The organism is Aquimarina latercula DSM 2041, assembly GCF_000430645.1.
GTDB classification, from domain to species: Bacteria; Bacteroidota; Bacteroidia; order Flavobacteriales; family Flavobacteriaceae; genus Aquimarina; species Aquimarina latercula.
This window is the reverse complement of record NZ_AUMK01000017.1, coordinates 1-15,840: the sequence shown is the minus strand read 5'-3', so window position 1 is coordinate 15,840 and position 15,840 is coordinate 1. Positions and strand designations below refer to the sequence as shown.

Genomic DNA, 15,840 nt, shown 5'->3' with positions numbered 1-15,840 from the left:
TTTTTTTTGATTGATTATATTTATATTTACTAATGTAGAGAAAAGTATATATTGTAGGGCTGTCATTCTTGCTTTTTGATATGTCTTTTGTAACAAATTACTTTAAGTTTTTAATAGGATAGACTTGTTTGAATATAATAAATATTTAAAAGTTTTAGATGAAAAAGATTCAATATTAAAGTAGGGGATATGAAAAAAATAATTTTGGTTTTTATAATGATGTATTCGGGGATACTTTGCAGTCAGACTAAAGTAGAACTAAGTTCATTAATTTTTGATAGAGTTTTGCGAACACCTATAGCATATGCTAATGTTGGTTTTATAGATAGGGGAGTAGGTACAGTAACAGATAAAGAGGGGTATTTTGAGTTTTCATTTATGGAAAGCCATGTTACTAATAAAGATACCTTGCAGATTTCCGCTCAAGGGTATTATCCTTTGCGTATAGCTTTCTCTAGATTACAATCTGTTTTGGATAAGACTAAAGTACTTTACTTATCGAAACTGTCTGATGAAAATAAAAATTTGAGACATCTTTCTGAAAATAGTTTGGTTAAAGATTATGTTGGATCAGTAGCTGATTCAGAAGTTACCATTGGTTGGTCGGAAAAAGATAAGAAAGGAGCAGAGCTGGCTAGTTTGATAGATCTTTCATCTAATGTTACTAGTTTAGAACAATTAAAGTTTAGAATTGCAGAGCATAAAGCTGACAGTACTTTAGTAAGAATTAATATATATGATGTTGGACCAGATAATATCCCCGGTAAAAAAATAGTAAAATCGATATATCATATTATTAAAAGAAAAGAAGGTGAAGAATTAGTAGCTATTAATGCAAAAGAAGTAATATCCAGTCCGAAGGTGATTGTTGGCATAGAACGATTAGAAAGCTTTGGAGTTAAAGGAAATCAGTTGCAATTCATAATGTCTACTGATATAGGGACATCTTTTGTAAAGTCCACAAGTCAAGATAGTTGGGAGATACTACCCTTTAATTCGATAGGTTTTTTATTAGATGTATTGAATATGGGGGATGCTGGAGATGTAAAAAAGCGAGTTGTTGAAGAGTCTAAGGTAACAGGGGTTGTAACCTTATTAGGTAGACCTTTTCAGGGTTGTGAGGTAAGAATAAAAGATAAATTAAGTTATGTACAAACAAATAGAGATGGATCTTTTAACATAGCCGCTATAACTGGAGATGTACTAGAATTTAGGTCCTTGTTTACCGAGTCAAAAAATATAAAGGTTGAGAATCCACAAAAAATAAATGTATTTTTAAAATTAAAGTATGATTCATTATCGGAAGTAGTTGTTAATTCTTATAGCAAAGAAGATCAGGAAATTGTGTCAGGGTTAGGGGTTGGTCCCCAGAAAAAGAGAAGCTTGGGATATTCAGCTCGGTCTTTGGGTATTGATGAATTTAATAAGTTTGCATTAACTTTTGAGGATTTAATTAGAGGAAAGTTTCCGGGTCTTTCTGTAGGCACTGGTATAGGTAGAGGTCATTCTAGTTTTACTCTTTCTAACAAAATAGCTGTTGTTTTGGATGGAGCTGTATTCGTTGGTGATACAAACCTAATTAGTCCTAGTATTGTGGCAAACATTTCTTATGTTCCTGGTCTTGCGGGTAATACAGTTTATGGAAGTAATGGAAGAAATGGAGTGTTGTATATTACAACCAAATCAGCCATGCAAAATCGAAAACTTTTAGAGGAAAAAGAAATAGTAAATTCTTTATTGGTAGAAGGGAATGACTATGATGGTTTAGCAAAACGATATGAGGCACCTGTTTATTTTAAGACAGTTGCATCAAATTTGGAAAACTCGTCATCTTTTGAGGAAGCTAAAGCTGTTTACTTAAAAGAATTAGAGTTAAATTTATTAAACGTAAATTTTTACAAGGAGGCATTTATTTATTTTAAAAAATGGGATGAGGAATATGCCTATGATATTTTGAATATTGCAATATCTATTGCAAATCATAATTCAAAAGCGTTAAGAAGTATTGCTTTTATTTTTGAAGAGAATGGGAGATTCGGAATAGCACATGAAATTTATAAAAGAATAGGAGAATTGGAACCAAGAAGATCGCAATCTTATATGGACCTTGCTCAAAGTTATACCTCTATTGGTGAATATGAGAAAGCATTCTCTTTATATAAGTTGATTTTAGATAACAAAATTCCCGGAGTAGTCTTTGGGGATACTGTTTTAGAAATTGCTGTTACGGAAGTAAAATATTTAGTGACAAAACATAAAATAGATTTAGATTATAGGGATTTACATCCTTCGTTTTATAGTAAAGCGCAGGATTTAGATGGAAGAATTGTTTTTGAATGGAATGACCCCCTTAGTGAATTTGAAATTCAATTTGTAAATCCAAATAAAAAATACTTTACATGGCAGCATACTTTAAATTCTCAGCCTAAAGAATTATTAAAAGAACGTGTTCAGGGATATAATACTAAAGAGTTTGTTCTAGAAGAAAGTGATCCTGGAATTTGGTTGATAAATATTAAAGGTTATGAGGTTGAAGAAAAAAATAATCAAATCCCACGTTTTGTTAAATGTACCTTATATAAAGATTACGGAATGCCTGAAGAGATTAAGCAGATAAAGGTCATAGAGCTACGAGATATATTTGATAACAATTTCTCAATAGCGCGTTTGGAGTTAAACTAAAAAAGTTTCCTGCGTATTATAAAAAGGCTACTTGATTAAGTAGCCTTTTGGGTTTATTTGAATAAGTTTAAATAAATTTTAGAAACAAGGAGGTCCTTGTACCCAAGTATATCCATTGTGATAACAGCAACTTAGTGCCGGATCACAACGTCTTCTTCTGTTACTTTGGTTAGTTAATACATAAATACCTCCATTAACATCTTGTTGTTGTTTTTTAGAAAGAGTTTTTGCTCCTTTTAATTTTTTAATTTGTTTCATAATATTTAGGTTTTAAGAGTTAAAAAAATATTCCCCGAAAGTTTAAAGACATTCGGGGAATGTCTGAGTGAGTGTGTGAAGAAAAAGAGTTTTTAATACGTCTTTTTACTATTAAATAACTTTTCTATTTAGAAAAGGTTGTCTTGATTCTATTTTAAAAGAATCTTTATGTGATTGATTAAGCCTCAACTGGTTTTTGTTCCACGTTATAATCAGGTTCTTGCTGGTTTTCAATCATCATACTAGTGAAATGGAAGAACTCATCATAGCTATACTTTTTAGGGTAAATAGATGTGTTCATTAAGGAAGCAGGAGTATAAAACAAATTATTGCTTTCCGCCCATTTAGATTGTGTTTTTAAGGTTTCTACATGTTGCATATTGTTTTTCGGTGCGCCATATTTTTTTATCCAATTACTGTGTGTTCTATCATTAAACCATTCGCTGTAAGCTTCTATAAACTTACTCGATCCATCGGTATGGTATATTTCCATTAAGCGCAAACTAATCTGTGTAGCTTGATTATTAAGATCGTCTAAGGAAACTTTTAATCGTATGATTATCTGAAGTTGATCACTCATTGTTCTTAATACTCTTGCATACGCTTCAAAAGCACCTTTGCAATAACCACACATAGGATTGGTTAAGCTGATGATTTTAAATTTTGAATTCGGATTACCTAATATAATTTCATTGGTAATTGTACTATTGTCAGTTACTTTTTCTGATAAGCTTAATAAATGTTCAAATATTTGTCGATCTCTTTTAAATTGATTGAGTTTTATGTTTTCATTTTTATAATCTTTATTTTCTACCATGCTTTGTTTTACGTGCATATAAGCAAGTGTTCCTAGAGCAGAAATCATAATAAAAGAGGCTATGGATACTAGGGAAAAGCTAAAAGGCAAACTGTATAAGGCTATAGCGATTAAACCAGAGGATATAGCGCTTATAGCAATGCATATAGCACACCATTTTTTGATTACAAAAGCTTGTGAATAGATAGAGTAAATAATAAAAGGAATTCCTATAAGTGTCGGTAGCAATAGCGTGCTATTATATCCGTAAAATAGCTGATATATTATAAGAATCCCAAAAAAAGCAATACTAGCATCTGCTAAGGAGAAATCTTTAAATAATTTACCAGTGTTGTTATTTATTACATCACCACAGTTGGAATTTCCAACAGTAGTGCAAAATTGATGCATTGTGTTGGATTGAATACCAAGACTTTCTCTAACTGCAAATAAGCTGAAAATTATACCCGAAATAGATAATAACAAAAATAGGATTTGGTAAAGATCAAAAGGTCTAAAAACAAGAGTTGTCAAAGCACCTAGTAGAAGACCTCCAAAAAGAATATTTTGTACAAGTGTTTCTTTTGAAAAAAGAGCACTGTTTCCGGTATTATGTTCTACTGCGATTACTTTAGGAACCCATATTTTTTTAAATTCTTCATGCGTAAACTTCTTAGTGTCGAGATCCGTGTGTTTAAGTTCAATATTCCCATTCTTATTAATTATCGAAACAATTTCTTCAGAATTTTCTTTTTTTACTAGAGAAACAAAGCTTTTTGGTAATTGATCTAAAGCGTCAATTGGAACTTCTACTGCTATGTTATCTATATCAAAATAATCTAGAGTATCAGTAATTGATTGAAAACTTGGATAGTTGGGATGTATTTGTAATTGTAGTTCTAAATCTTTTTTATCATAATTATTAATCCTGTTTTGGATTAGAACTGTTTCAACTATTTTTTCAATACTATTTTTCATGAATCCTTTAAGATGTTTGTTTTGCGTGCTTTCTTCTGATAAAGATAATATAAGTTGATTCCCCTATATCTACTTAAATCTATAATTTTTCATTAATAATAAAAAAAATGAAATTTCAATTCAGAATTAAAAGCTTCCTAAATTAGATATTTTAAAACATTTTCCGGACGAGGATATTACATAAAATAGAAGTGGAATAACCGTAATTTTATAATTTATTTATGTTAATTTAAAGAGTTAAAGTATTAATTTTTAATTGTTTAGGTGTTTTCGGGGTATTCAAAAGAGGTGTTCATTAATTTATGTTAAAGTTTAATTTGTCATATTAAATAGCGGGTTCGAAGCAATGAATGATCTATTTTTTATCAATTTCTGTTCTTTGTACTATATGATATTTTATAGTTATTCGAATTTGATACTTTTGCAATCAATCTGTGAATAATTAAAAAAGATAAATTTGAAAAGAAAGTATATATATCCGTTGATGGTTTTGATTGTTACGGTTAGTTTCTATTATACTGAAAAATACCTAGACGAAACGAAAGGTGATTATACTAATGGAAAGATTGAAGATAAAGAATTGGGTTTTTTCTATCTTCCAACATCTACAACGAATGCAATAATCTCTCACGATAATTATATATTGTCCTATTCTGAAAAACACGAACAACCAGAGTGGGTGGCTTATGAGTTAAAAAAAGAGCATCTCTCTAAAAATGAATTTAAAAGACCTTTTTTTGAAGTTGATGATAAGGTTAGGTCTTCATCTGCAGATTGGAGAAATTATAAAAATACTGGATATGATAAAGGTCACCTTTGCCCTGCATCGGATAGAAGATTTACCTATGATGCATTTGAAGAAACTTTTCTAACATCAAACATTTCTCCTCAAAATCATGAGTTTAATGCTGGGATTTGGAACCAATTAGAACAAAAAACGAGGTATTGGGCAAAAATATATAATGGGGTTTATGTAATAACCGGAGGGATTTTGACAGATGATCTTAAGACAATTGGATATGAAGCAGTTTCTGTACCGAAATATTTCTACAAGGTAATTTTGGATTACAGTTCTAAAAAACCAAAAATGGTTGCATTTTTAATTCCTAATAAAGATACGAATAAGCGATTATCTAGTTTTGTTGTTACCACCGATAGTATTGAGAAATTGTCGGGAATTGATTTTTTCCCAGAATTATCTGATGATTTGGAGAATAAGCTAGAGGCATCTTCTGCTGCAAATGGTTGGAGGTTTTAATGGTTTAATTAGAACTATTGATTTATGCTGGTTTTACCATTCATTTACTCTGTTAGAGTCAAGCTTAATGAAAATAAAAAGTAACAACGTAAAGCCCCATAATCCCGATCCACCATAACTAAAGAACGGTAATGGGATTCCAACGGTAGGCAGTAAGCCTGTTACCATTCCTACATTAACAACAAAATGGATGAATAATATTCCTGCAACACTATATCCATAAACTCTGCTAAATTGTGATTTCTGTCTTTCTGCTAGATATAAAAGTCTTATAAGAAGTCCAATAAAAAGTATAATTACTGCAGTGGCACCAAGAAAACCCCATTCTTCTCCAACGGTTGTAAATATATAATCCGTATGTTGTTCTGGCACAAAACCACCTTTGGTTTGGGTTCCTTCTTTCCAGCCCTTTCCTGTCCAGCCTCCACTACCTATAGCTATTTGACTCTGATTGGTATTATATCCAATACCTTTAGCATCTACTTCCTTTCCTAAAACGATATTAAAACGGTCACGATGTCTTTGTTCAAAAACATTATTAAAAATATAGTTTACAGAGAAACAAAATCCAGTAATTACAATAATTGTTAATAGGTATCTAGCGTATTTTGGTTTGTGTTTTCTATTTCTAATAAGAATTAGCAGCATTATAGTTGCGATACCGAGAACAACCCATAAAGGAGTAAACAACAAAGTGAGAATAAACAAAGCTGCGGCAGAAGCTCCAATAATTAGATATGTTGCTGCTAGTCCTTCTCTGTATAAAGGAAAGAAAAAAGCTGCATAAACTAATGCGCTCCCAGGATCGGGTTGAGGTATGATTATTAATGCAGGTAATGTTATAATTAAAAATGCTCTTAGTTGGTGATTAACTAAATTAATATTGGTTTGCATATCACTTAAGAATTTGGCAAGTGCTAATGCAGTTGCGGCTTTTGCAAATTCTGATGGCTGCAATCCTACGGGGCCAAATGCGTACCAAGAAGTGGCTCCATTTACATTTTTTCCAAATAAAAAAAGTCCTAATAAAGATACTAACGATATTACATAGATCAAGCCAGCAAATCGTTCATAAAATTTAGTTTCTATTGCTTGTGTTATAACTATGATAACAATGCTTAGTACAATCCAATACAATTGTTTGATATAGGGTTGGGTAAAATCAGTTATAGAGAAAACTTCATCACCATAAGAAGCAGAGTATATATTAACCCAACCAAAACCTATCAATAATAAAAATAAAAGTACAGTTAGCCAATCTATTGCTCCTACCGCCGATCTAGCCATTATTGATTGATTTTAAAAGGTTCCCCACTATATGGTTTTGCATATTCTTCTTCAAGACTGTGTGTTAACACCCAATCTTCAAGATCGGTTCTAGAGATAGATTGGTTAATATATTTTTCTATCATTAAACTAGCAATTTTACCAGCATATCTAGCTCCCCAATAACCATTTTCAATGAATACAGTTAGCGCAATTTTCGGATTATCTTTTGGAGCGAATGCGACAAAAACTGAATGGTCAGTTAATTGCATGCGTTCTCCATCAATTACAGTGTAGTTCTCTGCAGTACCTGTTTTACCGCAAATTTCTATATCTTTTACTTGTAATGATGCTGCAGTACCTTGTACATATACTTGGTGCATTCCTTCGATTACCGGCTCAAAATGTTCCTTATCAATTGTAGTGTATTTTGGTTTGGTAAAGTTTTCAATCTCTATAGGTTGTCCGTCAATAGCTTTGATAATATGAGGTGTATAGAAATAACCTCTATTAGCTATAGCGGCGGTCATATTAGCTAATTGTATGGGCGTAGCCAACACTTCTCCTTGTCCAATAGCATTAGATATTGTTGCGGTTGGATACCACTTATATTTAGGGTAATTATATTGTCTGTTGTAGAATTTAGAATTTGGAATTAAACCTTTACTTCCGCTTGACAAATCATTACCTAGATAGTTTCCTAGTCCAAAACTTTCTACGTGTTTTTCCCAATTGTCGATACCTTCTTGTGGAGTGTCATACTTATTAATACTTCTTAGGTATACGTTGGCAAAATATGCGTTGCAAGATTGAGCAATTCCAGGAATCATACTCAAGGGACTTCGATGGGAGTGACAACCAAGTTTAGCCTTTTTGCCATATCGAAATCCATGATTACAAGAAAAACTTTCTTTTGTGTCAACAACTCCTTCTTGCAATCCAATCAATGCAGTAATTGCTTTAAAAGGAGACCCAGGAGGATATTCACCTTTTACACCACGATCAAATAAGGGTCTAGAAATAGAATCATAATGCAATCTAGTGTAATTGGGAGATCTTTTTCTTCCGACTAATAATTCTGGCTTATAACTTGGGGCGGTAATTAAAGTTAGAATTTCTCCTGTAGCTGGGTCTAATGCTACGATACCACCTCGTTTATTTTCCATTAACTTTTGACCGTATGCCTGTAATTCTTCGTCAATAGTTATCGTAAGATCTTTACCATTAACAGGAAGTGTATCATATTTACCATTTTTATACGGACCAATATCACGATTAAACCTATCTTTCTGGATTCTTTTTATTCCTTTTATTCCGCGAAGTTGATTTTCATACTGTTTTTCTACTCCTTGCATTCCAATTAAATCACCAGAAAGGTAGTATGGATCTTTCCTTATTAATCCGTCATTTACTTCGGCAATATATCCAAGTACATTCGATGCGTTTACCGTATGATAATCTCTTAGAGAACGCTTTTGTATGTAAAACCCATCAAATTTCCGCATTTTTTCCTGTAGGTATGCATATTCATCTTTAGTTAATTGCGGTATGACTACAGAAGGGACACGCGGAGAATACACTCTCGCTTTTTTTAATTGCTTTACGAGTTTTTCTTTCGTTATTTTAAGTATCGAACAAAACTCTAAAGTATCAAATGGCTTTAGTTCTCTTGGTATTACCATAACATCATAAGAGGGTTGGTTAGTAACCAAAAGTTTACCATTTCGGTCGTAGATCGCTCCTCGTTGCGGGTAATCATACAATACTTTAATGGCATTATCTTCTGATAATGCGGCAAAGGATGTATTGTAAATTTGTAGATAAAAGAGTCTTGCTGTAAATATAACACCAGTGCTTATGATAATAAGATATAGTAATAATTTTCTCATGAATCTTTCCTTCTAAACAATACTAAAACAATCATAATTACTACAATTGAAAATAGACTAGAAAATAACGTTTTTTTAGCAATTAATAGTGTATGAGAAAAGTTAAATATTTCTAATGAAAAAAGTATAATATGATGTATGAAAACTATTAAAGTTACGTATGCTAAACGTTGCCCAAAACCTACTTTACTTAATTTTACTGTTTGGAACTCATAACTCAACCCAAAAACAGATCTTAAAATTACAGGACGTAAATATGCAATACATATACAGGCTGTAGCGTGAATACCGCCAGAATCACCAAATAAATCTAGGGTTAACCCTAAAACAAAACTTAAAAAAAGAAATAAACTTTTATTTATATTTATCGGAGCAAGTAGAATGAAAATAATGTATATATATGGGTTTAGGTATCCTAAAAAATTTATATGATTAAGAATAAAAACCTGAACCAGAATCAGACTTAAGAATCTACCTATGTATAAAAGAACATTGTTATTCATCTATTTTAGGGTTTTCTAATAACTTAATTTCTGTGGCGTCATTACTTTTTATTGCATAAACAAAGCCTATATCAGTCATATCATTAAATAATTGTATATCAATTAAAAAATAACTTTGATTTTGATCTAATTCATAATTTAGGATAGTTCCAATTCCTATTCCACGCGGAAATATAGTAGAACGTCCATTAGTGATAATAGTGTCTCCTTTTTTTAAGATGGCTTGCCTCGGAACTGTTTCAAGTTGTACTATATTCGGGTCTTTTCCATTCCAAACTAAGGATCCATATTGGTTAGATTTTTTTAATCCTGCATTAATTCTAGAATTAGTATTTAGTATAGAAATCACCCTGCTATAGTTTTTAGAGGTGTTTTCTACAATACCAACAATTCCCCTGTCTGTAATAATACCCATATCAGCTTTAATACCATCTTTCTCTCCTTTATTAATCAAAATATAATTATCAGCTTTGCTATAATCATTTTTGTAAACATTCCCTTTTATAAAGGTATAGGGTTTACCAAAAGAAGTAGTGTCGGTAAATGTTGTTGCTATTGTATCCTTAGTTAATAAGCTAAGTTGATTTCTAAGTGATTCATTTTCTTCAAGTAAACGTTCATTTTTGTTTTTTAGGCCAAAATAATTAGTTATGGAATATCTCCATCCGTATACACCTCCGGAAAGAAAGTTAGTAGAACTTATAAATTTGCTTTTGTGATAGCTATGAGATTGAATGGTAAGGATTAATGAGAAAAATAAAAGCAGCAAGAATAATAGGAAGTTTTTGTTCCGTATTAAAAAATTAATAATCTGCTGCATGTCTTATGGGGGTACTAAATTCTAATAATATTATGTTTTTATAGTGTGTTTTTCACTTGTTTAAAAACAATTAAAGCACAATAACGTTAAAAATTAATTTTAGGTATATTCTGCTTACAATTTTTCTGAAAAACTATTATTTAATCAATACACTTTTGTATCTATTAATATTTTTAAGAGTAATTCCTGTTCCTCTTACAACAGCTCTTAAAGGATCTTCTGCTATGTAAACTGGTAAATCAGTTTTTTGAGAAAGTCTTTTATCAAGACCTCTTAGCATAGAACCTCCACCAGCAAGGTAAATACCTGTATTGTAAATATCTGCTGCTAGTTCTGGTGGTGTTTGAGACAATGTTTCCATTACAGCATCTTCAATTCTAAGAATAGATTTATCTAAAGCTTTTGCAATTTCGCGGAATGATATCTGAACCTGTTTAGGTTTTCCGGTAAGAAGATCACGTCCCTGTACATTCATTTCTTCTGGTGGCAACTCTAGATCTTCGGTAGCGGCTCCAATTTGGATCTTTATTTTTTCTGCAGTTCGTTCACCGACATATAAGTTATGCTGCGTACGCATATAATATATGATATCGTTAGTAAAAACATCACCCGCAATTTTTACAGATTTGTCACATACAATTCCTCCTAAGGCAATTACAGCAATTTCTGTGGTACCTCCACCGATATCTACTATCATATTTCCTTTAGGTTGCATAATATCTACTCCGATACCAATAGCTGCGGCCATTGGTTCGTGAATAAGATATACTTCTTTTCCGTTAACGCGTTCTGCACTTTCTTTTACCGCACGCATTTCTACCTCTGTGATTCCAGAAGGAATACAAATAACCATACGTAATGCCGGAGTAAAAATTTTTTTCTTTAAAGCAGGAATATCTTTGATAAACATGCTTATCATTTTTTCACTAGCATCAAAATCTGCAATTACTCCATCCTTTAATGGTCTAATGGTTTTTATATTTTCGTGTGTTTTTCCTTGCATCATTGCAGCTTCTTTACCAGCTGCAATTATTTTTCCAGACATAATATCTCTGGCAACAATGGATGGACTGTCCACCACCACTTTGTCATTATGAATAACTAAGGTATTTGCCGTACCTAAATCTATAGCAATTTCTTCAGTAAAGAAGTCGAAAAATCCCATATAAAACGATAAAAAGGGTTAGAATTGAGTAAATGTACTAAAATTAATGTTTAAAATGACGTGTTCCGGTCATTACCATAGCAATTCCGTTTGCATCACAGTAATCGATACTTAATTGATCCTTTATAGAACCTCCAGGTTGTATAACTGCTTTGATACCCGCGTTGTCCGCAAGTTCGACACAATCAGGGAATGGGAAGAATGCATCACTTGCCATAACGGCTCCATTAAGATCAAAATTAAATGACTTTGCTTTTTCTACAGATTGTTTTAAAGCATCTACTCTAGATGTTTGTCCAGTCCCGCTAGCTAATAATTGTTTTCCTTTGGTAAATACTATGGTATTAGATTTAGTGTGCTTACAGATTTTTGAAGCAAATAGTAGATCTTCAATCTGTTCTTCTGTTGGACCAATTTTGGTGGCAATATTTAAATCAGATTCAGTATCCGTTTTTAAATCCTTATCCTGTACTAAAGAACCATTAAGACAAGAACGAACTTGCGTTTTTGGTAACGCTATATTTTTTTGAATTAAAATAATTCTATTTTTCTTCCCTTTTAAAATTTCTAATGCTTCATCACTATATGAAGGAGCGATTACTACCTCACAGAATAATTTATGAATTTCTTCTGCAGTAGCAGCATCTATTTCAGAGTTGCTGATTAATATGCCTCCAAAAGCAGAAACAGGATCACCAGCTAATGCGTCTACATATGCTTGATGAACCGTAGAACGTTGCGCTAAACCACACGCATTATTATGTTTAAGAATAGCAAAAGTAGGAGCTTCTTTTTTAAATTCACTCATTAAATTTACCGCAGCATCTACATCAAGAAGATTGTTATATGATAATTCTTTACCGTGTAATTTATCAAACATAGCATCAAAATCTCCAAAGAAAAACCCTTTTTGATGAGGATTTTCTCCATAGCGTAATACTTTTCCTTTGGTTTCACTAATCTTAAGTGACGCAATCTCTTGATCAGTATTGAAATAATTAAAAATTGCACTATCGTAGTGAGAAGAAACATTAAAAGCTTTTGCAGCAAAACGCTTACGATCTTTTAAAGATATGTTACCATTGCCTTCTGAAATAATTTCCAAAAATTCAGCATAATCTTCTACAGATGCTACACAAGTTACATCTGCAAAATTTTTAGCAGCAGCTCTAATTAACGAAATTCCTCCGATATCAATTTTTTCAATAATATCTTGTTCAGGCGCACCTGATGCAACTGTTTTTTCAAATGGATATAAATCAACAATCACGATGTCAATTTGTGGAATTTCATATTGTTCAAGTTCTGCGACATCGCTATCGTTATTTTGGCGATTTAGGATTCCACCAAATACTTTTGGGTGTAATGTTTTAACTCTTCCGCCAAGAATAGAAGGGTAAGAAGTAACATCTTCTACTGGAATAACATCCACTCCCTGATCTTTTATAAATTTTTCAGTACCACCAGTAGAATAAATAGTAATACCAAGTTCATCTAATTTTTTAACGATAGGTGCTAACCCGTCTTTACTGAATACAGAAATTAAGGCAGATTTAGCGGTTTTTGTGTTGCTCATGACAATTTTTAGTTAGTAAAACGCAAAAGTAGCAATTTAGTTATCAATTAGACAACCCATTGCGCGTAATTGTTTTGGATATTTTGTAACAAAATTGCAAGGAAAACGTCCTATCTTTATATTGTCCAAAAAATAGCACATGCTTATATATCTTAGAGTACTAAAAGAGAGTTTTAATTTTGCAGTTAACGCTCTTAGAAACAATAAATTAAGAACCTTTCTTTCTTTGTTAGGAGTTACTATTGGTATATTCTCCATTATTGGGGTTCTTGCCGCTGTAGATTCTTTAGAGAAAGAAATAAAAGGAAGTATAAGTTCTTTAGATAATAGTACTATATATCTTACTAGGATTTCTTTTGGTCCTACTCAAGTTCCTGATTGGAAAAGAGAACAGTTTCCGGATGTAACTTTTGAAGAGTATCAGCATGTGAAAAGAACTATGCCTGATTTAAAAGCAGCAAGTTTTTTATTAAATGTTGGACAAGAGACTCTAAAATATAATGATAAGAGTATTAGTAATGTCGATATGGTACCCGTTACTAATGATTATTATGATATCGAGGAGTTACAAGTAGTCCAAGGAAGATTTTATAATGAACAAGAATCGGTAGGAGGAGCTCCAGTAATTGTAATTGGTGATGAAATAGCCAATAGTCTTTTTGGGTCGAGTGATCCAATTGGAAAAAAGATTCGTGTTTATGGTAGAAAATTTACGGTAATTGGTGTTTTAAAGAAAGAGGGGAGTGGTCTTTTTGGCGGTTCTAAAGATACTGCTGCAATATTACCTGTTAATATAGTGAGAAGACTTTATGGAGATAATAATAAGTTTACATTTCCAATGATTATAATCAAGCCAGAATCAGGTAGCGATGTACCTGAATTTGTAGCTTCTTTGACTCAAAAGGTTCGTTCTTATCGAGGTTTAAAGCCAGATGAAATAGATGATTTTTTCGTAAATCAATTACAAGGTTTTACCGATTTTATTGATAACATAACAGGGACGATGTCTCAAATAGGTGGTTTTATAGGTATGTTTTCTCTGTTAGTAGGAGGTTTTGGTATTGCTAATATTATGTTTGTTAGTGTAAAAGAACGAACGAACCTTATAGGAATTCAGAAAGCTCTGGGAGCTAAAAGAAAATTTATATTACTTCAGTTTTTATTCGAGGCAGTTATTTTGGCTGTATTTGGAGGATTAATTGGTTTGATATTAGTGTGGTTGATTTCTAAAGGTGCCTCTAGCATGACGGGTGATTTCGAGTTTATACTTTCTACCTCCAATATGTTTTGGGGAATGTTTTGGTCGACTTTAATAGGTCTTGTTGCAGGTATTTTTCCTGCTTGGATGGCTGCTAGATTAGATCCAGTAGAAGCAATTAGAACTGGCATGTAGAAAGTGAATATATTTTTGCACTACACAAACCGAAGCAATAGATAAATATTCATTACTAGGGCAATTAATATAATTACCAATACGGCAACAGGAATTAGCTTCATAATAATATTTCTTTTTTTCTTTGGGGTCATTATAACTGTTATCATAGGGTAAAAGTACTATGAATAAGGAGGTTGTGAAATAGGTAGAAATACTTGTTTGTATTAATCAATAAATTTTATCTAAATTTTCAAAAAATATAAAACAAAAAAGCCGAAGTCTTACTTCGGCTTTTTTTATTAAAGTGAAATAGTTTTATTTTTTCATTACCCTTTTCATTGTGGAACTTGTTTTTGAATATATTCTCATTAAATACAAGCCAGAAGGTATTGAAGAGATGTCTATAGTGTTTATAATACTACTAGGATCTAACTTTTGCGAAAGAATTAATTTTCCACGAATATCAAAAATTTCAGTACGCTCTATATCTAAATCAATTGCTCCTGTGATATTTATAATATTATTGGAAGGAGTAGGATATACAGTAAGACCATTTACTAGAGTTTCGTCGTTAACATCTAGTAAATTATCATATACGATACTGAATTGAGTCGCAGCGATATTTCCATTTCCTGAAAGATCATTTACACTGTTTGCGTTAATATCTACGGTTATTGTTCCTGGTGTAGTTGCTGTTATTGTAGCTGTATAGGATAATCCTCCTCCAGAAAGATTAGCAGCTGTACCATTTCCAACAATGATATCGCTAATATCAAAACCTGTGATATCTTCATTAAAATTTATAGTAATTTCAAATGAGGAGTTGTTTGTAGGATTAGGTTCTGAAGAAGTAATGCTTACCATAGGAGGTGTAATATCTGAAACTGTAATTGTAAATTGTTGTGTTGCAAAAGTATCATCACCACCATTTGCAGTTCCTCCATTGTCAGATAGTATTACATCTACTATTGCTGCTCCAGTTGCGCTAGCAGCAGGTGTATATGTTAAGTTACCAGATACATCAATAGCCGGTTGAATGCTGAATAGTGCATTATTATCATTGGTTACTGTAAAAGTAAGCGTCTGCATGGCTTCAGAATCTCCATCATCAATGGCGGTTGCCCATCCGTTTACAGTTTGTGCACCCGCATCTTCGTTAACAGTTTCATTTGCTCCAGGAGTAAAACTTGGTTCATCGTTTACGGCATTTATAGTAATAGTGAATTGTTGTGTTGCAAAGGTATCATCGCCACCATTCGCAGTTCCACCATCAT

At 32.2% G+C, this 15,840-nt stretch carries 12 protein-coding genes; 3 read left to right on the top strand and 9 right to left on the bottom strand.

All coding sequences use genetic code 11. The annotated features are described in order from the left end of the window. The first annotated feature begins 189 nt into the window (after window positions 1–189). Entirely contained in the window at window positions 190–2,682 is a 2,493-nt protein-coding gene (locus H526_RS0115775) for a hypothetical protein (protein ID WP_027393902.1), read from the top strand. A gap of 78 nt (window positions 2,683–2,760) precedes the next feature. Here H526_RS0115775 and H526_RS0115770 read toward each other — a convergent pair whose 3' ends face one another. Further along, complete coding sequence (locus H526_RS0115770; protein WP_027393901.1) at window positions 2,761–2,940, bottom strand: hypothetical protein; 180 nt, start codon at window positions 2,938–2,940, stop codon at window positions 2,761–2,763. A 178-nt stretch (window positions 2,941–3,118) separates the two neighbouring features. Continuing rightward, a complete protein-coding gene (locus H526_RS0115765) occupies window positions 3,119–4,714 on the bottom strand; it encodes a vitamin K epoxide reductase family protein (protein ID WP_027393900.1) in 1,596 nt (531 codons plus the stop codon). Between the two features lie 457 nt (window positions 4,715–5,171). Here H526_RS0115765 and H526_RS0115760 point away from each other — a divergent pair, with 457 nt between their 5' ends. Next, window positions 5,172–5,972: a DNA/RNA non-specific endonuclease gene (locus H526_RS0115760; RefSeq protein ID WP_027393899.1), complete on the top strand. Its 801-nt coding sequence runs from the start codon at window positions 5,172–5,174 to the stop codon at window positions 5,970–5,972. A 33-nt stretch (window positions 5,973–6,005) separates the two neighbouring features. Here H526_RS0115760 and rodA read toward each other — a convergent pair whose 3' ends face one another. From rodA to purH, 6 genes are all read right to left on the bottom strand, one after another. Beyond that, window positions 6,006–7,259: a rod shape-determining protein RodA gene (gene rodA / locus H526_RS0115755; protein WP_027393898.1), complete on the bottom strand. Its 1,254-nt coding sequence runs from the start codon at window positions 7,257–7,259 to the stop codon at window positions 6,006–6,008. After that, window positions 7,259–9,127, bottom strand: a complete 1,869-nt coding sequence (mrdA, locus tag H526_RS0115750) for a penicillin-binding protein 2 (RefSeq protein WP_027393897.1) — start codon at window positions 9,125–9,127, stop codon at window positions 7,259–7,261. Before mrdA ends, rodA begins: the two co-directional genes overlap by 1 nt. Next, a complete protein-coding gene (locus H526_RS0115745; protein WP_027393896.1) occupies window positions 9,124–9,630 on the bottom strand; it encodes a hypothetical protein in 507 nt (168 codons plus the stop codon). Before H526_RS0115745 ends, mrdA begins: the two co-directional genes overlap by 4 nt. After that, entirely contained in the window at window positions 9,623–10,450 is an 828-nt protein-coding gene (gene mreC / locus H526_RS0115740; RefSeq protein ID WP_027393895.1) for a rod shape-determining protein MreC, read from the bottom strand. The genes H526_RS0115745 and mreC overlap by 8 nt, the downstream gene beginning before the upstream one ends. 136 nt (window positions 10,451–10,586) lie before the next feature. Continuing rightward, complete coding sequence (locus tag H526_RS0115735; RefSeq protein WP_027393894.1) at window positions 10,587–11,615, bottom strand: rod shape-determining protein; 1,029 nt, start codon at window positions 11,613–11,615, stop codon at window positions 10,587–10,589. Window positions 11,616–11,658: 43 nt separating this feature from the next. Next, complete coding sequence (gene purH, locus H526_RS0115730) at window positions 11,659–13,191, bottom strand: bifunctional phosphoribosylaminoimidazolecarboxamide formyltransferase/IMP cyclohydrolase (protein WP_027393893.1); 1,533 nt, start codon at window positions 13,189–13,191, stop codon at window positions 11,659–11,661. Window positions 13,192–13,330: 139 nt separating this feature from the next. On the opposite strand from purH, the gene H526_RS0115725 reads away from it, so the two are divergent. Then, entirely contained in the window at window positions 13,331–14,584 is a 1,254-nt protein-coding gene (locus tag H526_RS0115725) for an ABC transporter permease (protein ID WP_027393892.1), read from the top strand. 297 nt (window positions 14,585–14,881) lie between these two features. On the opposite strand, the gene H526_RS29310 is transcribed toward H526_RS0115725, so the two are convergent. Next, on the bottom strand, window positions 14,882–15,840 hold a 959-nt coding region (locus tag H526_RS29310), incomplete at its 5' end, for a T9SS type A sorting domain-containing protein (protein ID WP_035085769.1).

Bases quoted from the DNA above. Each gene is read 5' to 3' on its own strand.
- H526_RS0115775 (WP_027393902.1), top strand. From the start codon at position 190: ATGAAAAAAATAATTTTGGTTTTTATAATGATGTATTCGGGGATACTT.
- H526_RS0115770 (WP_027393901.1), bottom strand. From the start codon at position 2,940: ATGAAACAAATTAAAAAATTAAAAGGAGCAAAAACTCTTTCTAAAAAA.
- H526_RS0115765 (WP_027393900.1), bottom strand. From the start codon at position 4,714: ATGAAAAATAGTATTGAAAAAATAGTTGAAACAGTTCTAATCCAAAAC.
- rodA (WP_027393898.1), bottom strand. From the start codon at position 7,259: ATGGCTAGATCGGCGGTAGGAGCAATAGATTGGCTAACTGTACTTTTA.
- mrdA (WP_027393897.1), bottom strand. From the start codon at position 9,127: ATGAGAAAATTATTACTATATCTTATTATCATAAGCACTGGTGTTATA.
- H526_RS0115745 (WP_027393896.1), bottom strand. From the start codon at position 9,630: ATGAATAACAATGTTCTTTTATACATAGGTAGATTCTTAAGTCTGATT.
- mreC (WP_027393895.1), bottom strand. From the start codon at position 10,450: ATGCAGCAGATTATTAATTTTTTAATACGGAACAAAAACTTCCTATTA.
- H526_RS0115735 (WP_027393894.1), bottom strand. From the start codon at position 11,615: ATGGGATTTTTCGACTTCTTTACTGAAGAAATTGCTATAGATTTAGGT.
- purH (WP_027393893.1), bottom strand. From the start codon at position 13,191: ATGAGCAACACAAAAACCGCTAAATCTGCCTTAATTTCTGTATTCAGT.
- H526_RS0115725 (WP_027393892.1), top strand. From the start codon at position 13,331: ATGCTTATATATCTTAGAGTACTAAAAGAGAGTTTTAATTTTGCAGTT.